The 24,598-nt window shown below is 42.6% G+C and carries 17 protein-coding genes and 2 pseudogenes; 10 read left to right on the forward strand and 9 right to left on the reverse strand.

The annotated features are described in order from the left end of the window. Positions 1 to 141 precede the first annotated feature (141 nt). The 3 genes from petJ (at position 142) to MAS10914_RS0112375 (ending at position 3,545) form a co-directional block, all read left to right on the forward strand. The gene (gene petJ, locus MAS10914_RS0112365) at positions 142 to 477 is read left to right on the forward strand and encodes a cytochrome c6 PetJ (RefSeq protein WP_017316253.1); all 336 of its coding nucleotides are present in this window, start codon (positions 142 to 144) and stop codon (positions 475 to 477) included. Positions 478 to 977: 500 nt separating this feature from the next. Beyond that, the gene (locus tag MAS10914_RS0112370; RefSeq protein WP_017316254.1) at positions 978 to 3,089 is read left to right on the forward strand and encodes a TonB-dependent receptor plug domain-containing protein; all 2,112 of its coding nucleotides are present in this window, start codon (positions 978 to 980) and stop codon (positions 3,087 to 3,089) included. Between the two features lie 159 nt (positions 3,090 to 3,248). Continuing rightward, the gene (locus MAS10914_RS0112375; protein WP_017316255.1) at positions 3,249 to 3,545 is read left to right on the forward strand and encodes a hypothetical protein; all 297 of its coding nucleotides are present in this window, start codon (positions 3,249 to 3,251) and stop codon (positions 3,543 to 3,545) included. A 518-nt stretch (positions 3,546 to 4,063) separates the two neighbouring features. Here MAS10914_RS0112375 and truB read toward each other — a convergent pair. From truB to MAS10914_RS0112395, 4 genes and pseudogenes are all read right to left on the reverse strand, one after another. Continuing rightward, a complete protein-coding gene (gene truB, locus MAS10914_RS0112380) occupies positions 4,064 to 4,942 on the reverse strand; it encodes a tRNA pseudouridine(55) synthase TruB (protein ID WP_017316256.1) in 879 nt (292 codons plus the stop codon). A 150-nt stretch (positions 4,943 to 5,092) separates the two neighbouring features. Further along, on the reverse strand, positions 5,093 to 6,772 hold the full coding sequence (locus tag MAS10914_RS0112385) for an alpha/beta hydrolase (protein WP_026082514.1): 1,680 nt from the start codon (positions 6,770 to 6,772) through the stop codon (positions 5,093 to 5,095). Positions 6,773 to 7,106: 334 nt separating this feature from the next. After that, positions 7,107 to 8,024 carry a DMT family transporter gene (locus tag MAS10914_RS0112390; RefSeq protein ID WP_017316258.1) on the reverse strand — a complete coding sequence of 306 codons (918 nt, stop codon included), beginning with the start codon at positions 8,022 to 8,024 and terminating at the stop codon, positions 7,107 to 7,109. 187 nt (positions 8,025 to 8,211) lie between these two features. Next, positions 8,212 to 8,421 (reverse strand): annotated as a pseudogene (locus MAS10914_RS0112395) (sterol carrier protein domain-containing protein); the annotation flags it as partial. Positions 8,422 to 8,716: 295 nt separating this feature from the next. Here MAS10914_RS0112395 and MAS10914_RS0112400 point away from each other — a divergent pair. Next, a complete protein-coding gene (locus MAS10914_RS0112400) occupies positions 8,717 to 10,645 on the forward strand; it encodes a cytochrome-c peroxidase (RefSeq protein ID WP_232224151.1) in 1,929 nt (642 codons plus the stop codon). A gap of 192 nt (positions 10,646 to 10,837) precedes the next feature. Here the strand turns inward: MAS10914_RS0112400 and MAS10914_RS0112405 are convergent, their stop codons facing one another. Further along, positions 10,838 to 11,617: an amino acid ABC transporter ATP-binding protein gene (locus tag MAS10914_RS0112405; protein WP_017316261.1), complete on the reverse strand. Its 780-nt coding sequence runs from the start codon at positions 11,615 to 11,617 to the stop codon at positions 10,838 to 10,840. 307 nt (positions 11,618 to 11,924) lie between these two features. Between MAS10914_RS0112405 and MAS10914_RS34155 the strand changes: the two are divergent. After that, positions 11,925 to 13,541, forward strand: a pseudogene (locus tag MAS10914_RS34155) (ABC transporter permease subunit). A 55-nt stretch (positions 13,542 to 13,596) separates the two neighbouring features. Here the strand turns inward: MAS10914_RS34155 and MAS10914_RS0112420 are convergent. Further along, positions 13,597 to 15,741, reverse strand: a complete 2,145-nt coding sequence (locus MAS10914_RS0112420) for a PAS domain S-box protein (protein WP_033365904.1) — start codon at positions 15,739 to 15,741, stop codon at positions 13,597 to 13,599. 149 nt (positions 15,742 to 15,890) lie between these two features. Further along, positions 15,891 to 18,110, reverse strand: coding sequence for a sensor histidine kinase (locus MAS10914_RS0112425; RefSeq protein ID WP_017316265.1), 2,220 nt, complete (start codon positions 18,108 to 18,110; stop codon positions 15,891 to 15,893). 443 nt (positions 18,111 to 18,553) lie between these two features. Here MAS10914_RS0112425 and MAS10914_RS0112430 point away from each other — a divergent pair, with 443 nt between their 5' ends. The 3 genes from MAS10914_RS0112430 to MAS10914_RS0112440 all read left to right on the forward strand — a co-directional run bounded on the left by MAS10914_RS0112430 (position 18,554) and on the right by MAS10914_RS0112440 (position 21,322). Beyond that, complete coding sequence (locus MAS10914_RS0112430) at positions 18,554 to 19,468, forward strand: DMT family transporter (RefSeq protein ID WP_232224152.1); 915 nt, start codon at positions 18,554 to 18,556, stop codon at positions 19,466 to 19,468. Between the two features lie 36 nt (positions 19,469 to 19,504). Continuing rightward, positions 19,505 to 20,599: a bifunctional DNA-binding transcriptional regulator/O6-methylguanine-DNA methyltransferase Ada gene (gene ada, locus MAS10914_RS30055; protein WP_017316267.1), complete on the forward strand. Its 1,095-nt coding sequence runs from the start codon at positions 19,505 to 19,507 to the stop codon at positions 20,597 to 20,599. 63 nt (positions 20,600 to 20,662) lie between these two features. Beyond that, positions 20,663 to 21,322 (forward strand): DNA-3-methyladenine glycosylase family protein, encoded by a 660-nt coding sequence (locus MAS10914_RS0112440; protein ID WP_017316268.1) that lies wholly within the window; start codon positions 20,663 to 20,665, stop codon positions 21,320 to 21,322. 442 nt (positions 21,323 to 21,764) lie between these two features. On the opposite strand, the gene MAS10914_RS0112450 is transcribed toward MAS10914_RS0112440, so the two are convergent. Then, positions 21,765 to 22,568 (reverse strand): GNAT family N-acetyltransferase, encoded by an 804-nt coding sequence (locus MAS10914_RS0112450; RefSeq protein WP_017316270.1) that lies wholly within the window; start codon positions 22,566 to 22,568, stop codon positions 21,765 to 21,767. 359 nt (positions 22,569 to 22,927) lie between these two features. Between MAS10914_RS0112450 and MAS10914_RS0112455 the strand changes: the two genes are divergently transcribed. Further along, positions 22,928 to 23,224, forward strand: a complete 297-nt coding sequence (locus tag MAS10914_RS0112455; protein ID WP_017316271.1) for a 2Fe-2S iron-sulfur cluster-binding protein — start codon at positions 22,928 to 22,930, stop codon at positions 23,222 to 23,224. Positions 23,225 to 23,408: 184 nt separating this feature from the next. Here MAS10914_RS0112455 and dapF read toward each other — a convergent pair whose 3' ends face one another. Further along, a complete protein-coding gene (gene dapF, locus MAS10914_RS0112460; RefSeq protein WP_017316272.1) occupies positions 23,409 to 24,251 on the reverse strand; it encodes a diaminopimelate epimerase in 843 nt (280 codons plus the stop codon). A gap of 102 nt (positions 24,252 to 24,353) precedes the next feature. Between dapF and MAS10914_RS0112465 the strand changes: the two genes are divergently transcribed. Continuing rightward, on the forward strand, positions 24,354 to 24,569 hold the full coding sequence (locus MAS10914_RS0112465) for an Hfq-related RNA-binding protein (RefSeq protein ID WP_017316273.1): 216 nt from the start codon (positions 24,354 to 24,356) through the stop codon (positions 24,567 to 24,569). Positions 24,570 to 24,598 lie beyond the last annotated feature (29 nt).

Consider the following 24,598-nt stretch of genomic DNA (forward strand, 5'->3'; position numbering starts at 1 on the left):
AAATACTTCCTCATCCTTTCTCATCTTCCCTACACCCTCTAAGAAAGTTTGACAGCTTGTCTTTTGACGACAACAACCGTGAACCTGAGAATTATGGAGGATATTGCACCGAAAACGCCTTTGTTCTAGAGAGAACACAGTATGAGAAAAATTCTTTCAGTATTGTTGCTAAGTTTAGTAATCTTTACCTTTGCCTTTAATCGTCCGGCTTGGGCTGTAGACAGTGTTAAGGGAGCCAAAGTCTTTAGTGCCAATTGCGCTTCTTGTCATGCGGGTGGCAAAAACCTGGTTCAAGCCAACAAAAACCTAAAAAAAGATGCTTTGGAAAAGTACGGGATGTACTCACAGGAAGCCATTACCGCCCAAGTTACAAATGGTAAAAATGCTATGCCCGCCTTTAAAGGTCGTTTAAAATCTGAGCAAATCGAAGACGTAGTGGCATACGTGCTAGAACAAGCCGATAAAGACTGGAAATAAAGCGGAAAATAGTTCTTCTCCAAACAGGGTAGGGTGGGCGCTGCCTATCCTACTGCTTTTATTATGGTAGAAATGTGAGACCTTTTTATGAATCGCTTCTACCGATTCATGAAACTTCTTGCAAAAATCCTGTTAATGAATTTTGGAACCATAGATGCACACAGATAAACACAGATAATTCATCTGTGTGCATCTCTATTTTTATCTGTGGTTTCATATTTATAAAATTGACTTTTGCAAGAGGGCTATTCTTAATTTGCTAGCACAAAAATTTCCGCTTCAAGATTAAAGTGGCTCTTCAAGAAAGCCGGTTTTTTAGAAAACCCGGATTTCTATGCTTATTTTTTCTTCTAGCTAGGAAGTTTGACAGCTTGTCTTTTGACACTTTTTCCCATCAATTGTAAGTTGACATCAACTCTTCAAAGAGTTTATGTCAAAAACTTTTGGCATCTTTGATTGTCAAGAGTAATAGACAATAATTTGGTGTGGTGAGGTAGAAAATGCAATTTAGTTTTATCATTTTTCAAGTCATATTAATTAACTTTGCTTTAACTACAGTTACGCTAGCAAATGAAAATAATTTTAATCATCAAAATTCTCCTATCAAGAAGACACCAGAAATTCCATCTTTAAATGAGATAGAGCAAGCATACACTCGTGCAGAATTACTGACTCAAACGCCAATCCCATCTAAAAAGCCACAAACAACTGATGCTCCAGAACCAAATTCCACAACAAACGAGTCAGAACCTACAGTTGAAGACGATGACGCAATTATTATAGATGTGACAGGCAAGAAAGATAACCTTCCTCAGTCTACACCAACATACATCATTGAAAAAGAAGAAATTCAAAAACAGGGTGCAACAAGCGTATCTGATGTTTTGAAAAAATTGCCTGGATTTGCTATCAATGACACAGGTCATGGTGCAGATATTCACACAGGTACATACTATCGGGGAGCCTCAATTAACCAATCTGTTTTTCTTATTAATGGCAGACCTATTAACACTAATGTCAACACATATCATGGCGCAACGGATTTAAATAGCATTCCTGTCGAGGCTATTGAACGAGTGGAGTTGTATAGTGGTGCAGCTTCAACCCTCTATGGTTCATCAGCTTTTGGGGGAGTTGTTAATATCATCACTAAAGAAGGTAGCGGTGTTCCTCGCTTAAATGCTGCTGTAGAATTTGGTTCTTTAAATTTTAATAATCAACAGTTGAGCTATGGGGGCGCAAGTGGGTCTTTCAGATACAACCTTAGCTTTGAAAGAAGTTTTATTGATAACCGTTACCGCGTTCCTGTTGGTGCTGCAAATCGTGATTCTCAAGGATATTTATTTAATGCAGACACAGCAAGAAGTACATATTTTGGTAGTTTTGCCTTCGATATAGATTCCAGGAATACCTTAAGTTTAGATGTGACTAAACTTAGCAGTCGTCGGGGATTAATTTATTTTGGCTTTCCTTTACAAAGAGACCGATTAGACCACGATAATTTAAATATTGGCTTATCTTGGAAAACTCGCCTTGGTAATGGTGATACTTCTGTTCTTACAACCACACTAGGATATAACCAAGATTACTTCAACACTTACGGTCCCAGCAGCGAATTTTACCGTACAGGGACTTTAGATACACAATTATATTCGGCTAGGATAGACCATGAGTGGCAACTGACGCAAAATAATAAATTGCGCTGGGGATTAGATTTACAAAACACAGATTTAAATGGTGATACGTACAGTACAGTTCCTAATCGAGTTGACTTGAATGAAAATGAAAACGAGAGCTTGTTAAATACCGCATTATTTGCCGTTAATACTTGGAATATCACCGATAATTTTCAAATAGATTTAGGGTTGAGACAAAGCTTTGACAGCAAATTTGGTAATTATCTCAATCCTAGTGTGGGATTTAAATATGATATTGTTCCAGCATTGGCTGTGCGAGGAAGTTGGGCAGGAGGACAGCGCAATCCTGGTTTGGATCAGTTGTATGTTTATGATACAGTTCATGGATGGCTACCTAACCCTGATTTAGAACCAGAAACTGGTTCTTCTTGGACTGCGGGAGTCGATATTAAGTTTTCTGAAAACTTAACAGGACAACTGACTTACTTCGGTAGTAGTTTAGATAATCGTTTAGGCGTAGTACAAGGAAAATGGGAGAATATCGGGTTAGTTGATACCAATGGTTTAGAGGCAGCGCTGCGGTGGAAAATTGCTCCTGGATGGACAACTTTCATCAACTACACATATACGGATGCCAAAATAAAAACAGGATCCGAAAAAGGGTTACAGTTAGGCTTAATTCCTTACTCTGTAGCCTCTCTTGGTCTTGGTTATGAAAGTGGAGGCTGGCAGGCTAATTTGTATGCTACTTACTATAGTGGCGCTCGTCGTTCCTTATACACGGCAACCGGGGATTCAACTACAGATTTTACGCCATCTTTCTTTAATTTAGATTTTAGCGCTCGCGTTCCTGTCACAAGAAATTTAGGATTGACAGTTTACTTAGAAAATTTACTCGATGAACAATACGAGCGAGTCAATCGTATCTATAGCCCTGGATTTACTTTTCGCCTCGGTTTAACAGCTAATATTTAAGCATTACGTGTAGAGAGTTTGCATTACTTCATCACACCAAGTTTGAGGGGTTTGTAGTGAGCGCTTTAGCGCTCACTACAAACTATGCTTATCCGTCATTTTTCCGTTGGCAGACTATTACAACATCTCTACATCTATAATTGGGTTAACATAACTGTTATGAAAGCCAGAATTGAAAACAGCGTACTTTTTCTCGACCATGAAGATGTACCAGAGTATAAAAAAGGTGGTTCCGTAGTAAGGAATAGTTATTTCTGGGCGCTGCGTTCAATTGCGGGTAGGGCTTCGCGCTATGGTGATTGGGAATACGAGCCTGAGGTTTGGCTAGCACTGGCGCGGATGCTGTTATCTTTCGCTGAGTCTGGATATCTGGGGTTTAGAGAAACTGTGCTGGAGTTTCCTCTCTCTCAAGGAGAAATTCCTGATGTGCTGCGAGATGTTTCTACTTGGGAGTAGAAAAAGAGGAAGAAGTTCCCACTCTGTTGCAAATTCGGAACTTGGTAGAAAGGCTTGGCAACTCTTGCTTTAGCTGTGACATACTCCTACACTCACCGCGATAGCGGGAGTGTAGGCAACGAGCGCTACTAAAAGAATTGTAGATTAGACTTCTTGCAAAAGTATGATTAATGGATATTTAGAACCGCAAATAAACGCAGATAAATTATCTGTGTCCATCTGTGTCCATCTGTGGTTTTTTTCATAAAATTGACTTTTGCAAGAGGTTTTTTGTTAAATATCTATGTAATCGACTATACTTTGTAGCCTAAAGCACTAAAAAGCTTAACAATGGTCTCTTTCTAAAGATGGTAAAACATTTACTGACATTCACTAATAATATAAAGAACGGACAAACATCAACTAATGCTGATTCCGCCCCCTGCTATTTTTCTCCATTGCCGACAGGGGGAATTTTTTATTTATATGGGGGTTTTTAAACAATAGAAAACTGCCTGCTTCACCTTTGTGCCAAAAAATCACGCAACCCCTTCAAACACCATTGTCGGAATTAACAAATCGTCTCTGAGTTGTCCAATACCCAAAAAACGCCCATCTTCATCATATACCCGTAATATTTCTACTATATTGGCAGTGACAGGAACGTGCTGACCTTGACACCATTTCAGGGCAGATGTTGCGCTTAAAGTTATAGAAGGAAGATGCTGTAGTGCTGCATCAGGAGCAATAGGTTGAAATCTCCCAGCTTGCAGCTGTGCTTCTATATCAGTGAAGGTCAGACTATTTGTTAAGTCAAACCCGCTACTGTGTGTGCGTGTTAAAGCAGCGAGAGTTCCACCAGTTTGTAAGGCTACACCTAAATCACGAGCGATCGCCCGAATATATGTTCCCACACCACAGGCGATCGCCACATCCAATTCGGGAAACTCTTCTTCTCGCCAGTCTAAAATTTCTATCTTAAAAACTTCCACTGTCCGTGCTGGCACTTCTACATCTTCCCCTTTACGTGCCAAATTGTACAGGCGTTTCCCTTGAACTTGAATAGCGCTGTAAAGTGGCGGAATTTGCTCGATTTTACCCTCAAATTTTTGCAGTGCTGATTTCACCACTTCTAAACTCAACCCAGTGCAAGGCTGCGAGGCGATAACGTCACCTTGCAAATCATCGGTTGTGGTACGTACACCCAAGCGAATTGTCGCTTTGTAAGCTTTTTCTCCTGGAAGATACTGTAGCAGGCGAGTTGCTTTACCAAGGGCGACGGGTAATACTCCTGTGGCTGCTGGATCTAAAGTTCCAGCGTGTCCCACCCGCTTGAGGCGCACAAGTTTGCGCGTCTTTGCTACACAGTCGTGGGAAGTCCAACCGAATGGTTTGTTGAGATTGAGGAAACCTTGCATATGAATTATTAAAGTTTGTATTGAGAACCGCAGATGTAGGCGTAAGCCGTGCCGTAGGCTACGCAGATGGACGCAGATGAATTATCTGTGTCCATCTGTGTTTATCTGTGGTTTCATTTTCATAGCAATTGCCTTTTGCAAGAGGGTTATTCATCCTTTCTTCGCTTGTGCTAATTCGGTGCGCGTTAGGGATCTGATAAGACTCAAATCACTTGAGTGACTCGAAATAGCTTGAGCATAGGAGGCGTTGAGGTAGGTGGTGTATCCTGGCATTCCTGCGACATAAGTTTCAAAGAAAGGCACACTCAAAACATTCATGTAACGTCTTGCAAGGCTTGGATTTTTCCCAACGATTTCAGAAGGTAATGACACTTGTTGTGCGCTACCTTTGCCATTTCCAATGATGGAAAAGTGGCTTGCATGCCGAAGCACTGCGAGATACTTTTGTGAATTATGAATCCAAGAGAATGGCAGAAGTTGTTCGTATAAAGCTGGCGCGATGGTATCATCGCTGCTGGCAACAATCATCACTGGAGTTTGAATTTGGCTTAAACCAGCTTCTCCAAAGATACTGCTGGTCATTGGGTTAACTGCAATGACAGCTTTGACTCTCTCATCCCGAAATTGATACTCTTTAGGGTTATTGCCATGCAATTGGAGTGCATGACACTGAAGCAGTAAAGAGAGATTCCAGGTATCTTGGAGTGCTTTCGGTTGACAATCTTTCTGGAGTTGTCCAAAGTTAATTTTTGCACCCGCCAAGGCAAGAGCTGTGTAACCACCAAAGGATTGACCAAAGACTCCAACTCTTTGCAGGTTGAACCGACCTTTAAAATGTGTATCTGTTCTGCTGAGCTGTTCGAGCTGATCAAGTATATATTTGATATCGAGAGGTCGATTCTTAAATTCATCCGCTTGGGCTATCTCACTAGTACTTCCTCTGAAGAGCGCTCGCAATTGTTTGGTGTCACTCCCGGGATGATTGGGAACGATGACAGCAAACCCGTGGGAAGCTAGGTGAGTGGCTAGATATTGAAAGTTACTGCTGTCTGAACCCAAACCGTGAGAAATGACAATAACAGGGACCCGACTGTGAACGTTGGGAAGGTAAACATCAGTCAGCAGGAACCGTTTGCGTACTGAGTCGAAAAACTTCAGCGTCTGTTTTTGGGATATGAACCGACCTTTACGCCGTAAATCTGGCAATTGGGAGAAGTTCAAAGGTCGTCTTATGGTTGCAGCTTCGACATTTGACTTTTGAGAAACTGCTGTAACAGCTCGATTCGTTTCATTGACCAGTTTTTCTAGTTCCGCAGCCATTCCCAAAGTTCGCGACAAATTGATGTAAATACTAGAACTAGGATACTTACGCAACAAGTTCAATAATGTTAAACCTCCTGGTTCAGCGGAGGCTAAAATAAGCGTCCCTCGTAAGGCATGAAGCCCAACTTTTGGTTGACGAGATTCGGTTTTAATGACTTCTCCCAACCGTTGCAGCAGAAATTCTCCTTGGGGTGTATACAGAAATTGCGAAACCGCTACTGGATTGACCTTTATCGGATTGAGTAAAGCACGTCGTAACTGCTGAAGCTGCTCTTTTTTCAGATACTGCGTATACACTGCCAAGTCATGGTCTATGACACCTTTTCGGGCGTACTTTTGCAAAGCGGTAACAGGTATGGAACGCTCAAACGGTGAATATGATACATAAATTCGTTCTGCTGCTTTGGCAGAATTGCCAAACCCAAGTGTAGGCAGCAACATTGATAGAACCAGCGACAGAGAATTCTTTCTCAAGACGCTATTCCAATGACCAAACAAACTGTTCATTATTTAACTGTGCAAGGAACTGTTGTTTATCGAGGCGATGCTGTAGTAGTTGCGCGGACACCCTGGAATTCATTGATATTCTTCGCCTCTCAATGAGAGATGCTTTTGACGTTTTCTCTTATTTTAAAATTCAAAGAGTGAACTTCAAAGAGAACATCAAGTAGGTGAAACCCCCACTTTTAATATATCAAATAATATATCAAATGATTGCACCTTTGCTAATCGTGCTATTTTGAGCAACAACAAAAGAATACATATCCGGATGTAAGACTCACCTTGAAACAGACAAAATATCAAATGAATAACAGTAAAAGATTACCGAAATTCATTTATTTCAACGGGCTTTTTCTAGAGCAATAGTAACTGAACCTGTTACTACTAAAACGGCTCCTATTATTCCTATTAAGGAAAACTGCTCAGGTGCTATTAGAGTTGGTACTAGGACTGATACAAGACAAACCGATATTATAGTGATAATGGGAGCTAATGCCAAAACTGCACTTATACGTGATGCTTCCCAATGTTCTAAAGATTCAGCAAAAGCACCATAAGCAATGAGAGTGTTTAATGCACAAAAAAGCAACATTCCCCAATGTAAAGGATTAAGTGTAAAAATTGTTTTTGGGTTAGCAAATGGAGTGAATAATAAAGCACATCCTCCATAAATAATCAGCATAATGCTAGAAGAAGATAAAGATTGCAACAACTGCTTTTGTGCCAAAGCATAAACAGCCCAAGTTGCTGCTCCTAGCACAATCAAACCACTACCCAAAAGGTATTGACCGTGTGCTGTTACTAAATTTTTTAATTGTTCATGAAAAAACAAAGTGAATCCTAAAGTAAGAATACTTACACCTATCCACTGTGACAGAGTATAACGTTCTTTAAAAATAACTAAACCGCCAAAACCCATAAGTAAGGGAGCAAACTGAATAATAACTTCAGCGTTAGCAGGTGAAGTCAGTGCTAAACCTTGCAAGAAAAAAACATAGTTAGCTGCCAAGAAAAGTGTAGCAATTGCCAACAAAATCCAAGAAGTGGAACGTAATCTTTCCAGAGTCGGTAATTTTCCTCGCCATCCTAAATAAACAGCTAACAACACAAACGATACCAAAAAGCGAAACCAAATGACGGTGTAGACATCAAGCGCTTGCAGAGTCACCGCCAAGGCAATCGGTAGAATTCCCCACAAAAAAACGGTCAACAGCGATAATGCTAGCCCCAAACGCCAGCGATTGGAAGTTGTATGCATATGAGTTAGTTGGTAGTTGTTAGTTGGTAGTTGTTAGTTGTGAGCCAGCGCTGCAGGAGGGTTTACCGCTCTCACGGCGACTGGCGTTCGCCCTCAGGGCGTGCGCTCCGCGCATACCCGAAGGGTTAGTCGTTAGTTGTCAAAAAGTACTAGTAACCACTATCTACTAACCACTACCCACTCTTGTTTAAAAGAAATCAGCCATCCAAGGGGATGCGCCAGCAAATATTTGAGTCGCTGCTGACATGGCTGTTTGTGTAGCATCAAGTTGTCCTGCAAACTGCAATTGCTGTGGGGTAAACAAGCCTGTGTAGAGAGGCGCTAATCCTCTAATGTCTAGCTTCATCTCGCCCTTTCCGCCACTGGTGACTTCAGCGCATCCATTCGCAACAGACAACTGATGTGTTTTACTAAGAATTTTAACTTTATCCAAAAAATATTCAAATTTTACAGCTTTTTGAACTGTCAGAAGTTTTAATAGGGTATTTTTACTGATAGATACAAATAAAACTTAACCTCATGCCATGGGTACACTACCTGGTCTGATTCTAGTATTTATTTTTACAAGCATACTCCTTTACTTATTGAGTAAGAGATTTATTTTTGTAAACCTTAACCGATTGGTATCAAGGTATTTAAGGGGTATAGTACTTGCTGTAATAGTTGTTGCAGCAATCATAAGCGGACATACTGTGTCGGCGCAGATTGCAGAACCACCCACGCCGCTGGCTTCGCTCAAGACTGTCTCGGTTCCAGAACCAGAGAATCTTGGAGACTTTATTAAGGACAAAACAGCCGCAATTAAACTAGGAAAAGCGTTTTTCTGGGATATGCAAGTTGGCAGCGATGGCTTACTATCCTGTGCCAGTTGTCACTTCCATGCCGGAGCGGACAACAGATCCAAAAATCTGATCAGTCCTGGTCTTCTGCGTGTGAATGCAGACGGTAGCCCAAACCCAGATACGACATTCCAGGTAGGCGGGGCACCAAACTACGAGATCAAGCCGGAAGATTTTCCTTTCCACAAGCTGTCTAATCCAAATGACCGCAACAGCAGCGTTCTATCTGACAGTAACGATGTCGCCTCCTCCGAAGGAGTTTTCAATACTGAGTTCGTTGATGTCATACCCGGCAATCCACAAGACAAAGTAAATCAAAAAGACGATCCAGTCTTTAACGTGGGAGGCACCGAAGTGCGCCGAGTCGAGCCGCGTAACACGCCGACCGTAATTAACGCAGTGTTTAACTTCCGCAACTTCTGGGATGGAAGGGCGCAGGACATTTTCAACGGCGTGAATCCCTTCGGCTTAAGAGACCCCTATGCCTTTGTCGGCAAGGCAGACAATCCAGCTAAACTAGACTTTGTCCAAGTCAGTCTCAAGAATTCGTCCTTAGCTTCCCAGGCAGTGGGTCCACCGCTCAGTTCCTTTGAGATGTCCGCTGACGGTCGTACCTTTGAGGAAATTGGTGATAAGTTCGGAGACATCGACAAGAAATCCAACAGCGCTACCAAGGGCAAAAAGCTCCCCAGAAAACTTGGTAAGAAGTTACTTCCCCTTCGTCCACTAGGCAAGCAGCTTGTGCATCTCGAAGACAGCGTTTTAGGTAGTGACAGCAGATCACCTCAACCTGGTCTAAAGACGGCTACCTACGAAAAGTTGATTGAGGATGCCTTCAAGTCAGAGTGGTGGAAGTCCAATCGCATGATCCAAGTTGATGCTAAAGGTCAACGCAATATTGTCAAAAAGCCAGATCGCTCCTTGGCTACCAACGAGTACACGTTGATGGAGTACAACTTCCCCCTGTTCTTTGGGCTGGCTGTTCAAATGTACGAGTCTACACTTGTCTCCGACGATACACCGTTTGACCGCAATTCCCTAAACGACCAGCAAAAGCGCGGAAAAGAGCTGTTCGAGGGAAAAGCTAAGTGCATCAACTGCCACGGTGGGGCAGAATTCACCAACGCTTCTGTAAACAACGTGCAGAACGAACGACTCGAACGCATGGTTATGGGGGACAAGCAAGAAGCCGTCTATGACAATGGCTTCTACAACATCGGTGTCACACCGACTTTGGAAGACCTCGGAGTGGGTGATAAAGACCTCTTCGGTAATCCACTTTCAGAGTCGAGAGTAGCTGCTTTGGGAAAATTCCAGCAGCTTCTTGGGGCAAACCCAAATATTTCAGTCAGTTCCAATGAAAGAATAGCTGCGGATGGAGCCTTTAAGACACCCGGACTCCGCAACATCGAACTCACTGCTCCCTACTTCCACAACGGTGGGCAGTTGACTTTGCGGCAAGTGGTAGAATTCTATAATCGTGGCGGAGACTTCCACGACCAGAATATCGCCAACCTCGACCCAGATATCGAAAACTTGGGGCTAACAACAACTGAAATAGATGACTTGGTAGCCTTTATGACAGCATTAACCGATGAGCGAGTCGGCTTAGACAAAGCACCCTTCGACCACCCACAGTTGTTCATTTCTAATGGACATCCAGGAGATACTACCTCCGTTACTAACGACGGCACCGGAAAAGCCAAGGATGACCTACTGGAAATTCCTGCTGTTGGTTTTAATGGTAGCAGTGGTACCCCAAATTTCCTGCAACCGCAGTAGCGGTCATTGACATTTGGAGACGCGGAGACTACGAGTCGCACGTAAGACAATACATAAACCTCTCTCCTATGAAGAGAGAGGCTTTGTATTTCTTCCCTTCCCTCGTAGGGAAGGGGCTGGGGGTTAGGTCTGGTGTTTATGGTTCATCTAACTGAAAACTGGTGTAATTACGAATTACAAATTACATATTTTTTAACATTCATAATTCGTAATTCCTAACTCTCTGCCATTGAGACGACTAAGAAAAGTACGTAGGCGATCGCTCTGTGGATTGGCAAGAATGTGAGCCGCACCTTGTTCTACCACAACACCTTGATCCAAAAATATAACTTGATGCGCCACTTCTCGGGCAAATTGCATTTCATGTGTCACAACCACCATTGTCATACCTTCTGCTGCCAACTGCTGCATGACTTGCAACACTTCACCAACAAGTTCTGGGTCTAGGGCGCTAGTGGGTTCATCAAAGAGCATAACTTGGGGATTCATACACAAGCTGCGGGCAATAGCTACCCGTTGCTTTTGTCCACCGGAAAGTTGTTCTGGATAGGCAGATGCTTTGTCAAACAGTCCAACTTTTTCAAGATAAAATCCCGCAAGTTGTGTACTTTCTTTCGCGGATTTTCCTAGCACTTTACGCGGAGCAAGTGTGAGATTTTCTAGTACGCTCAGATGAGGAAACAGGTTAAACTGCTGGAAAACCATGCCTACTTGTGTTCGTAGTTGTCGCAGTTGCTTGTTACTGAAACTAGGTTGCGATAGGTCAATATCGTTGACGACTAAACGCCCACGTTCAATAGTTTCCAAGCGGTTGAAGCAGCGTAGCAGAGTACTTTTACCACAACCAGAAGCACCTATGACTGCTACAACTTCTCCGCGTTTGATTTCACCGGTGATTCCCTTTAGCACTTTTAGGGAACCATAACTCTTCTCAATGTCTTTAAAGACAATTGCAGAGGTGGAATTGTCCATTTCCCAGGTTTATTGCACTACAGCTAATTCTAGCTGAACACCTTGGATTTGGAAAATAAAAAAGTTAGCTAGTAGGTATTTTATTTGGTTTTTCTTTAATATATTTAATGACTACTTTAGGCAGAGGTGAAATAGGTTTAGGGAAGTGGATAAGAAGGAGGGTTCCTACAATTATTTGCACAAACTACAAAAAATAAGTTATTTATATACTTCTGGATCAATCATTGCTTGCTTCTGTAGTAACTTAAAACATAATTCAATTAAATTTCATCTCTGTTGGTAATTATTTATTTATACAGGTAAAAAAATGTTCGAGCCAAAAATTACGCGATCGCGTTTCATTAAGCATTTTTTAGCTGGTTTTGGTGCGGCTGTCATTTTGTCAGCTTGTAATACCTCAGATGGTAATTCCCAGACAACAACAAAGCCAGCATCCGAAGGCAAAACCATCAAGGTTGCCACAGAGCCGACTTTTCCACCCTTTGAGGCGAAAGGTACGGGAGGTGAACTTGTAGGCTTTGACATCGACTTGATAAAAGCCGTGGGACAAGCAGCTGGAATGACAGTTGAATTCCAAAGTCTGCCTTTTGATGGTATGATTCCTGCACTTCAGGCAAATACTGTAGATGCAGCTGTTGCTGCCATGACCATCACACCAGAACGTGCCCAGACAATATCCTTTTCCCGACCTTACTTTAAAGCAGGGTTGGCGATCGCAGTTCCTCAAGACAACACAACCATTACCAACCTAGATAGTTTAAAAGGCAAGAACATTGCTGCCCAAATTGGCACAACCGGAGCGAAAAAAGCCAAAAGCATTTCCGGTGCTCAAGTACGAGAATTCGATTCTGCACCTTTAACTCTACAGGAACTGGCGAACGGCAACGTGGATGCTGTTATCCACGATGCGCCTGTCATTCTGTACGCCATCAAGACTGGCAACATTAAAGGTCTAAAGGTGGTTGGTGAACTTGTTACAGAAGAATACTATGGCATTGCCCTGCCGAAAAACTCTCCCAACCTCAACGCCATTAACACAGCTTTGGCAAAAGTAATTTCAGATGGTACTTATGCTCAAATCTACAAAAAATGGTTTGACTCAGAACCTCTAAAACTGCCAGAAATTGCGCCAGCCTCCACCTCCTGAGGAGAGAGATAGGGAAGATGAGATAATATTATCTCCCATCACTTCCCCCACCCCCCCATCAACTAAACAATGCTTCAAAGTCTAACTGTCATTCTCAACGCCCTGCCAGATTTACTGCTTGGCGTGGTAGTCACACTTGAAATTGCTGGGATTTCAGTTGTTTTGGGCATGGTTGGCGGTTCCTTAATAGGAGTTGCCCGACTTTCGCCAATTTTGCCTTTAAGGTGGGCAACTCGCGCTTATATCGATTTCTTTCGCGGTACACCTTTGCTCGTGCAGATTTTTATGATTTACTTTGGCTTGCCAGCACTGGCTCAAAGCTTTGGTATACCTCTGCGCTTTGACCGTTTACTTGCTGCTGTTGTTGCTTTGAGCCTGAATGCTGCTGCTTATATAGGCGAAATTGTTCGCGGTGGAATTCAGTCGATTGAACCAGGACAAGCAGAAGCAGCAAACTCCTTGGGTATGAGTGGAGTGCAAACCATGCGCTATATCATTTTTCCCCAAGCATTGCGTCGCATGATTCCACCACTAGGAAATGAATTTATTACCCTGCTCAAAGATACCAGTCTCGTAGCAGTTATTGGCTTTGAGGAATTATTCCGACGCGGTCAATTAATCGTGGCTAATACTTATCGGGCGTTCGAGATTTATGCCGCAGTTGCCTTGGTTTATCTAGTTCTCACCTTAGCGTCATCCCAATTTTTCTCTTATTTAGAAGTTTGGATGAACCCAATTAAGCGTCAGAAAGCAAGCCAAACTAGATTTTCGCCATAAGTCATCTAAAAGCTAGTTAGATCAATGCTTTCAACTACTTGGCACTTGGTGACACTCACTCTTGCTCTACAGCTTGTATCGGCAAAGTAAACCAAAAATTTGCCCCCTCTCCTTGGGTGCTTTTCACACCAATTTTACCACCGTGTGCTGTAATAATTTGCCGACACAAATACAACCCCAATCCCAAACTCAAAGAATTGCGGACATTACCACCTCGAAAGTAAAGGTCAAACAGATGCTCGCTCTGTTGCTGACTCATCCCAACACCGTTATCACAAACAGTGCAACACATCTTATCACCTTCAACAGTGGCATCGAGGGTAATACTTAATCCAGGAGGATTATGTTTGACAGCATTGACAATTAAATTAGAATAGACTCGCCACAGTTGTGTTGGATCGGCATTGACTAACGGTAAATCTACTGAAACTAAATTTGTTAAGATAGCTTGATTTTCTTTGAGCATTTGCTCTAAATCTGCAATGGCAGCTGCGACTACCTTATGCAACTGCACGGTTTGACGTTGCAAGACAATACCTTGCACTTCGCTGACATGAGCTTCCATTAACGAGTTAATCAAGTTCAATTGGCGATCGCTACTTTGCACCATCCGCTCTAAAATCGAGCGAGGAAGTAATATTTTTTCTTCCGAACGAGAAAGCAAATTCTTGAGAACCATCAAAGTTCCAAGCACTGGGTTGCGTAAATCATGGGAAACTGCATGGAAAAAGACTCGTAGTGCTTCCTCAGTGTGTTTGCGTTGGCTGATATCCAAAATTACGCCTACCAAACCACCAAGGGTACCATCAGCCTTAGAAAAAGTTGCTTTGTAAAATATCACATCATGTTTCGTGCCATCGTTGTAGACAACAGAGCTTTCATAAGTTTGAACTCCGCGCTGCTCAAACAGCGCTAAGTCTGCTTGATAATATTTATCAGCTAAATCCTTGGGGGCAATATCATAGACAGACTTTCCCAGAATCTGCTGTTTACTCAAACCTAAAATTTCCTCAAAAGCTTTGTTACAGCCGACATAGATCCCTTGTGCATTTTGATAAAAAACCGGAGTTGGTATTGTATTAATTAATACTTGTAAAAAATTAAACTGTTCCTGTAGAGCTTCTTCTACTTGCTTGCGCTTAGTAATATCTTCAATCAACCCTTCGTAGTAAAGAAGTTTTCCGCTTTCATCACGCACGGCATATGCCTTTTCCGAAATCCAGACAATGCTACCGTCTTTGCGATATATCTGGGATTCAAATTCAGAGACGCTGCCAAACTCTTCAATTAAGCGCATAAACTCTGCGCGACGATTGGGATTAACATACAGTTGATGTTCAATATCAGTGAGTGCTGTAACTTCTTCCGGTGAAGAGTATCCATAAATACTTGCTAATGCGGGATTTGCCGTAATGTAACGTCCATCTGGTGTGCTTTGGAAAATACCTTCAACTGCATTTTCAAAAATACTACGGTATTTTTCTTCCGCAGCCCCTAGTTTTTGGTACGCTGTCTCCAGTTCTCTGCGGGCGAAAAATTCTGAGCGTTGCAAACGGTCGTATAAGTAGACACCTAAGTTACAGATAAAACAGTACCAAAACAGGGCTAAAATCAATGTCACATTATAGATTGACTTATCACTATCCTGTGGTGGTAGCTTTAGTCCCAGTACTGTATTTACACTGAAATAGTAAACCAGTACACCCAATTGAGAGACAAGGTGCAGGGTCCAGCGAACCGACATAAGTGTCGCTTGACTCAGGAACACCAGGAACCAAGTTACGATATCAGGCAGGGCGAAATTGTTGAGTGTTGCCCAAATTTGCTCGAGTAGAGTGATTGACCAGGATAAGCCAAGGAACACAAACCCCGGATGACGACGACCGAATTGAGTTCTATGAAGGGCTATGCAACTAAGTAAACTTAGCATTATAGCAGCTTCCACGACAAAAACAAGGGTTTTAAACTCTTTTGGAACTTTTGCTAACTCCTGAAGGTGGAATAAAGCGTCGTAAATGTCCCGCAAGGTAAAGGTCAAAACCAAGATTAACGCGATCCACAGTGCCAGATGCAATCTTTGCCATAAAAAGCGATCGCGCCAAGCCTCATATTCAGTAGTGACTGCATCGCCTGTTCTATAAAAGGCGGTTGAAAAAGCTTTTTTCAAATATTTTTGTACTGTTCTAAATCCGGTCGCCATCAACCTCTGACCAAATCTTCCCATACTCAGGAAGACTTTTGTCATCTTCATCTTTGCCATCGCACCCTCATATTGAATTTTGGATAGCAGATGATCTTTCTCCCCATGACCTTATTAGTAAAAAACAAGTCAATCAGATACTTAACATTTTAGGATGGGGTTGCCAGAGGTAATGTGAAGTTGAAGGTTAACCCGCACTTACGGTTGCTACTGACACCAATTTCACCGCCGTGTGCCTTAATAATTTGCCGACACAGATACATTTTTAAACCAATCCTTGTTGAAGAACGGGCTTGCGGTTCGCGCACATACAAATCAAAGAGGCGATCGCACTCTAACTTGCTCATACCTACACCGTCATCTTGAATGTAAGCGCGAATCCTTCCTGTCTCAACTGTAGCTTTCAGGGTAAACTTTATTCCAGGTGGATTGTGTTGCCAGCTATGAGTCAATAAATTGACAAAAACTTTTTGCAGTTGAGCTGGGTCAGCAATCACTAATGGTAAGTCATCTGGAACCAAATTTTTCACAGTGGCTTGATGTTGTGTCAGCATTGGCTCCAAGTCTCTAATAATTGTCATAGCCAATGTTCCAAATGAAACGACCTCTTTATGGAGAACAATTCCCTGTGCTTCACTAGTATGAAGTTCGAGTAGTGATTCAATCATTTCCAATTGGCGGTCGTTACCTTGAATCATACGCTTGATGATCGAGCCAGACACGGGGATAAAGGACGCGTTTACGCGAGGACATGGGGAGGACGGTTTCCCTACGGAAGAAACTGTCCGTTCGCGTGAGGTAGCAAGTGGCGTGCAAGTGTCCGTTGACACGGAGACATCATCACTGTGTGCGTCTTTTCCATTCCCCATTCCTGTGTTGAGCAAATTATGCAAATTATTCAGTACCATCAAATTGCCAAGCACCGAAGTCCGCAATTCATGGGAAACAGTGTGCAAAACGACATCTTTCACCCTGTTGAGTTCTTGGAGTTCCAGCATTTTTTGCTGTAGCTGTGCGGTACGTTCTTCTACTTGACGTTCCAAATTCATGTTAAGTTGCTCCAGTTGTTGATAAAGTTGTCCTTGCTGAATGGCGATCGCTACCTGTTCAGACATTTGTTGGAGCAAATCAATTTCCATAGGAGTCCAATAGCGTACTTCGCTGCATTGGTTGGCAATCAATGCACCAAATAATTCCTCTCCTCGCATAATTGGTACAGCCAAGTTAGCTCTAATTTGGAATTGTTTATAAAGCGCTTTTAATTTAGGAGATGCTGCTATTTGCGTGGTATCTTCAACTATACGTACCCGATGACTACTGAGGATTGTTTTCAGTTCTTCCAGAAGTGTTTTATCGCTGTTTTTCCAATTTAGAACTGATGGATATTTGGGATCTACTGATTCGGCAAGGATTCTGGATTGGGCATGAGTATCATTTAAAGCTATGAAAACTCGATCTGCTTCTAGAAATTGCCGAACTTCGTTAACGGTGGTTTGCAGTATTTGGTCTAGGTTAAGCGACTGACGAATTCGCGATAGCGTTTGAGCCAATAGGCGATCGCGTTTTGAGGAAAGGCACAGTAATTCCTCTGCCTGCTTGCGTTCAGTGATATCCCGCACAATTGCCAACACTTCGTCTTGCCCACTGACGACCAACCGCGCCTCATAATCTCTGTTTCCCAAAGGCGTTGGCAGTTGATATTCGCAAGTTTGCAAAGTTTTTGAATTCAAAGTGTTTGCAATTGCCTTTTGGCTTTTTAAAGCAACATCTGGAGGCAACAAATCCTGCAAATTTTTCCCAACAATTTCATTTCCGGGAATGGTAACATTTGCACCGTCACCTTTAAAGTCGAGATACTTGCCATCTCGACTAATGCGAAACATCAAATCCGGAATAGCATCCAAAATTGCTTTATACCGTGCCTCACTATCTCGCGATTTTTCTTCCGCTAACTTCCTGTCTGTTATATCTATGAACAAACCATCCCAGATCATGTCTCCCGAAGGTTGTCGTTCTGAGTGAGAATTCCCTTGAATCCACTTAAGTTTGCCACTCGCAGTAATGATGCGACCTTCCCACTGCCAAGCTTCTCCCGTGGCGCAAGAGATGGCAATAGATTCTTCAAAAGCTTTAATATCCTGTGGATGAATCAGTTCGTTTAGCACTTGAAAGTTTGCCTGCAATACTTCAGGTTCCAATTCAAACAGTTCTCTACAGCCAGAACTGGCGTATATAACAAACTGAGTTCCATCCTGCTGCTTGAGGAACTGGAAAATCATTCCTGGTAAGTTGGCAGCAATTCTTTTTAGCAGGGGCAATGCTCCTTGTTGATAATCTGGCGTCTGTAGCGCTTTCACAGTTTCATTCACACTCTGACCTTTTTATCCACAAATAATAATTGATGTATTTCGGAAGGCAATTATGGGCTGTTTGGCAGTTTTTCCTATACTTGGATACCTACCAAACAAATTTTGATAAAAGTAGTTCTTCTTTCAGGTTATAGTCCCAAGCGAAATCTCGCATTCACCCGATTGGATGAACCATTTACAGGAGGATGATTTCAGCGACAACAAGCGAATTTAGTTTTAGAAGTTATTAACGTAATTTCAATGTTATGTCAAGCAAACAAAAGAAATCTGCACTACAAAGAAGTTTTATTATCGGCAATGAGAGCGAACATCATATCATATATGCGTTAGAGGCGGCGATCGCCAATAGATATGTAGGAAATTGAGTGCAACAATCGGGTAGAACGTAGCCTGTTGATACACCTAAGCTGGTTGCACATAGAGAACAAATATAGCGACCAGTTATGCAGAAACTAACAATGGGTGTTTTGGAGTGGATACTTCTGTTAATACTGTCTGTATTATGGGGTAGCTCCTTCTTTTTCAATGAAGTTGCGCTCAAAGAGTTGCAGCCATTTACTTTAGTGCTAGGTCGAGTGAGCTTGGCAGCAGTCGCACTGACAGCCTTCGTTTTTCTTCAAGGGAAGCAGATACCCGTTTCTCTCACCTTGTGGCGTGAATTTTTGCTCATGGGAGCTTTGAATAATCTCATTCCGTTTAGCTTAATTGTCTGGGGGCAAACTCATATTGATAGCGGGCTTGCTGCCATTCTCAACGCTACGACACCTATATTCACTGTGGTATTAGCTCACTTCCTCACTCAAGATGAGCGCCTAACTTTCAATCGCCTAGTAGGTACTATGTTAGGACTATGTGGTGTGGTTGTACTGATTGGTTCAGATGCTCTACGTGGACTAAGTCTGAACAGTTTAGGACACTTTGCTATTCTGGGTGCTGCTTGCTCGTATGGCTGCGCTGGAATTTATGGACGCCGTTTTAGAAAATTGCCCCCTGCTGTTGCAGCAGCAGGAATGCTCATAAGCTCGACAATTCTGTTGTTACCACTAACTTTGCTTCTAGAGCGACCATTGACCTTCAAACCCAGTGTTACGACTTGGGGAGCTTTGATAGGGTTATCGTTACTCAGTACGGCACTTGCCTATATAATCTATTTTCATATTTTGACTAAAGCTGGCGCTACTAATTTAGTGCTTGTCACCTTCGTGATCCCAGTCAGTTCTCTTTTTCTGGGCGTGTTTATCCTGGGTGAGCAGTTACACTGGACGACATTCGCAAGTATGGTGCTTATCTTTATAGGTCTTGCTGCTATAGATGGTAGAGCGATTGCTCGCATTCGACAGTTGATTGGAGTCAGTTAACCCTTGGCAAAAGCGATATATTTTAAGGATCTATCGATGGAATTACAAAAGACTCTAAACACAGAGACAACCCTTTGGCAAGCAGTTCTCAATCGAAACCCCGGTTTTGAAGGAAAACTTTTCTATGGTGTCCGTTCTACAGGCGTTTACTGTCGGCTGACTTGCCCTAGTCGAAGACCAAATAGGAACCAGGTTTGTTTCTTTGATTCGGCACAAAAGGCTGAAACTGCTGGTTTTCGACCTTGTAAGCGTTGTCAGCCACAATCTGAAACAGTTCCCAATTTGACCAAGACTAAAATCTTAGCAGTGTGTCGATACATAGAAGAACAAGTTGATCGCATCCCAACCCTATCGGAACTAAGCTCTCACTTTGGCATGAGTCCCAGCTATCTGCAAAGGGAATTCAAGCGAGTCATTGGCTTATCTCCCTTTCAATATGCAGATGCGCTTCGTAGTGAACGATTCAAACAGCGTCTTCAGGAAGGTGAGGACATTGCTCCTGCGCTTTACGACACAGGATATGGATCTAGTAGCCGACTGTATGAAAAAGCATCCAAGCAACTTGGAATGACACCAAAGACTTATCGGTGTAGTGGTAAGGGAATGCAGATTACCTATACTGTTGTTCCATGTTCTCTAGGATATTTGCTTGTGGCAACAACAGAGAAAGGAATCTGCGCCGTTAAATTGGGTGATGAAGCAGACGAGCTAGAACGTATTCTTGTGAGTGAATTCAATCAGGCAGATATCGTGCATGATGACCACACCCACAAAGAGTGGATACAGACAATCCTCGACTTTATCACAGGAGATGAGCCACACCTCGATTTGCCGCTTGATATACGCGGGACAGCATTTCAAAAACAAGTCTGGCAAGCATTGCAGAAAATTCCGTATGGCGAAACACGCACCTATGCTGAGATTGCTCGTGATATTGGTAAGCCTCACGCAGTCCGCGCTGTAGGTAGTGCTTGTGGTGCTAATCCGACAGCGCTTATTGTACCGTGTCACCGTGTCTTGCGAACTGATGGCAATCTTGGTGGTTATCACTGGGGAATTTCGCGCAAACAAAAACTACTGGCACAAGAAGCGAAACGGAGGGGGGAGACACGCATCCCAAAAAAAAGATAAATTTCTTGTGGGGTAAGTATCTTGCCTACCTTAATTAGACAAAAAGCAGTGTGTACTGTATTTATGTTTACTAACTCAGAATCACTCACACAAGAAAGTCTTGCTCGTGGTTTGATGGTGCTTGCCAGCCGTGACAGCGATTTTGCCCAAATTTTAGAAACTCTGGGACCTCCGCCTTTATGGGAAAGAAAAGCAGGCTTCTCAACACTCCTACGTATAATTTTGGAACAGCAAGTATCCTTAGCTGCTGCAAGGGCTGTCTTTGACCGTCTATGTGGGGTGGTAGTACCACTGACGCCGGAAAATTTTCTCACACTTGATGATGTTCAATTGAAGACAATTGGGTTTAGTCGGCAAAAGACTGTCTATGGTCGTGCATTAGCGATCGCAATCATCAGCGGTCAGCTTGATCTGACCACCCTAGAGACAATGGACGAAACAGTTATCCGGACCGAGCTAAAGCGCATCAAAGGTATTGGAGATTGGACAGTGGATATATACTTACTAATGGCGCTGCAACGCCCTGATGTTTTTCCTAAAGGCGATTTAGCACTTGCGATCGCTTTACAGAAAATTAAGGGATTAGTACTACGTCCAACACCAGAAGAACTAGAAGCAATTGCCGAAAGCTGGCGACCATGGCGTGCTGTTGCTGCCAGAATTTTATGGCACTACTACCTCAGCAATTCCAATCGTAAAGGATTTAAAAAAAGTACTCCATAGCTGGCGTAATTCTCCTGACAAAACTTAAATATCAACATTAGCCAGGTTGAGATGAAAAAATCGGAATGCAAACTCGATAATGTGCGATGACTAATGCACTCTCTCAAGCAATTTGTTGTTAGTTAGTCGAAAGCTTTTGGCTTCATTAACCAAATCTGTTGAGAAAACCCAAGGGTTCACATCAGCAGGAAAAATAAATAATTCCGCCCCATGCAGGAGTCCTTTACGGTGAAGCGAGATAGCCTCTACCAGGCGTAAAAACATAATTGGAGTCCATAAGCGTAATCTGCTGCTGTAAAAGTAGACAACGACTCGGCTCGTTGTCTACTCAAACTGCGGGAGTGGATTTTGCATAGGCGAAATCATACTAAATAATGTTCATCTGTCAAAAGGTAGAAGAGGCTATATCTATCATTTGACACATCCTTACGGCTGATAACAACTAGCTCAAGATAGTTGTTAAATCAAGCGTATACTCTCCGTAAACTGCAATTTTTTCAAATCCCAATCTTTGATAGCAGGATATTGCACCTGTATTGTCAGCTTTGACGTTCAAACCAATGTAATCTACGCTGCCTAATAATGACTGGCATAATTTTGCACAAACCTTTGTTGCCAAACCTTGATGACGAAAATCTGGGTGTGTTGTGACATTGCCGAGTGTTGCTACTCTGTATTGTGGTGAGTACACATGGACTCCAGCCACGCTCACCAATGCAGATCCTTGACGTACACCATAATAATGCCCTGTTTCCAGCATTCTTGGGTCAAACCAGTTGCCTGGATAACTGATCTGGTACAGCGCCTCTAGGTCATGCACATCAGAGTGAGACAACTGTTCCACACTATATGTAGCCACTTTATCTAAGCATGAGGGATTGGTCAAAGCCATCTTGTAAAAAGTTCCATGTGAGTGGATTTGGTAGTCTTGGGCAAAAACTGCTACTGTATTGCTACTTAAATGCGCGTAGAACCGCTTTGGCAGGAGATGTAAGATGGAGCGCAGCAGTTTACTCATCTCATCTCCATCTTCACTAAAACCTAGTAAAACAGGTAGTTCTGCACCAGTGTATAACAGCACGATTTGGCGAATGCTGTCACTATCTTTGAGTGCGTACCAGATGGTATACGACCAAAAAAAGTCATCTAAATCTCCAAGTTCATACAAATGCACAAAAGGTTGACGGTGCAGAAACGCTTCTATTTCATCCCTTGCATGCAGACAAACTGGCTTGATGAATTTCATATTTTAGTAGTTGCTTTAGCATACTTCCCTGCGACCGGGAAATATTTCTGCTCTGGTTCTGACACCGACATGATTGCATGGATTGAACAGCTTTATAGAAGATAGAAGCTTGTATCAGAACATTCAGTTAAATTTTGAATTTTTTATGACACAGCTTACTTTTGTGATTGGCAACAAGAATTATTCATCATGGTCACTCTCGCGGAAAACGCCACTAGCCATTCCTCCCTCAACAATAGCGGTCAATGTCTCGTAGACAGACAGTAGCGTAAACTTAACAAGCTTTCTACAATATGCAGTGTAAGTAGCACCTGTGTTGGAATACAAAACGTTGAATAACACACACGAGGAATGGCACCATGAGTACAATCAAATTTGTCAACGAGAATCAGGAAGTCGTGACAGCCTATGGTGCTAACTTGAGGCTAAAAGCTTTAGAAAACCGCATCCCCATTTATAAGATGATGGCAAAACTGACTAACTGCGGGGGTTACGGTCAATGTGGTACTTGTATTGTGGAAATTGTTGAAGGGATGGAAAACCTTTCTTCTCGGACGGAAGTAGAAAAAGTCATGCTCAAGAGAAAGCCCGAAAGCTATCGTTTGGCGTGTCAAACCTGTGTCTATGGTCCTGTGAGTGTCAAAACTAAACCTTAGCTTTGGTCAAAACTTACAGGGTAGTAAATAAGTTTATGAGATAGAGACGTAAAATTTTGCGTCTCTACATATAGCAGTTATCAATTGGGTACAATACAGGTTTTTGTAAGGGCACAACAATTTTGTGCCCCTGAGCGTGTGTTACATCCAAACGAGAACCGCTATCGTCCCATGACCCAATCTCCTAGCCAATTTTCCCAGTGAAAACCCGCTCGGTCGGTCCTGTCATGTAAACCCGTTGGTCTTCTTGTGACCATTCAATTTGTAAAGATCCTCCAGGCAGTTCAACGGTTGCAGTGTCATCACATCTCCCAGTCAAAACACCAGCCACCAAGGAAGCACACGCACCAGTCCCACAAGCTAAAGTAATACCAGCGCCACGTTCCCATACCCGCATTTTCACGTAGTCACGGCGTACCACTTCAATAAATTCTGTATTTGTCCTTTGTGGAAAAGCAGGATGATGCTCAAATTGGGAACCAATAACTTCCAAAGGAATTGCTGCTACGTCATCTACAAAAGTAATACAGTGAGGATTACCCATACTGACACAGGTGACATGCCACGTTTTCCCTGCCACCTCTAGCGGCTGATTAATGACTTTTTCGTTAGCTGGACAAAGGTTGGTGGGAATTTCACTGGCAAGTAGCCTGGGGAGACCCATATCCACCTTAACTTGACCATCTGGCATGAGTTGGAGTGTAATTACACCAGCCAATGTATGAATGCGATATTGGTCGCCGTTTCTGGTGTCACCCTCCAAATCAGCTAAAAAAGTAGCCAAACAGCGAATGCCGTTACCACACATTTCTGGTTCAGAACCATCAGAATTGAAAATCCGCATTGTGTAGTCAGTACCGTTTTGTCCTGGTAAGCTAAAAATGACACCATTAGCACCAATACCAAAGTGGCGATCGCACAACTTAACTGCTTGTTCAGGAGTGAGTACAGGAATAGATGACGAGCGATTGTCAATCAAAATGAAGTCATTACCTAAACCGTGATACTTAGTAAATTCGATTGCCATTTCTCAAATCGTTGAACTATATTTGTGTTTTCTCCTATGTCATAAGTCTATTGTTAATCACTCATGACTAAGGACTAATGACTAATTTAATGAATAATGACTATGATTACGGAATTTGATACTTCACTGCCCAGCGTTCGGCAAGTACAAAACCTAATTCAACAGGCAAAGACAATTCAGTTAAAACTACTAACCGACGACATACTGACTGGGAAAGTTATATGGCAGGACGCACAATGTGTCTGTCTTGTGGATGAAAACAACCAGCAGACCACTGTTTGGAAGCAAGCAATTGTATACATCAAGCCCAAAGATTAGTCCTTTGTATGATTGCTAATGACCAATGA

This window comes from Mastigocladopsis repens PCC 10914, from assembly GCF_000315565.1.
Classification (GTDB): Bacteria; Cyanobacteriota; Cyanobacteriia; order Cyanobacteriales; family Nostocaceae; genus Mastigocladopsis; species Mastigocladopsis repens.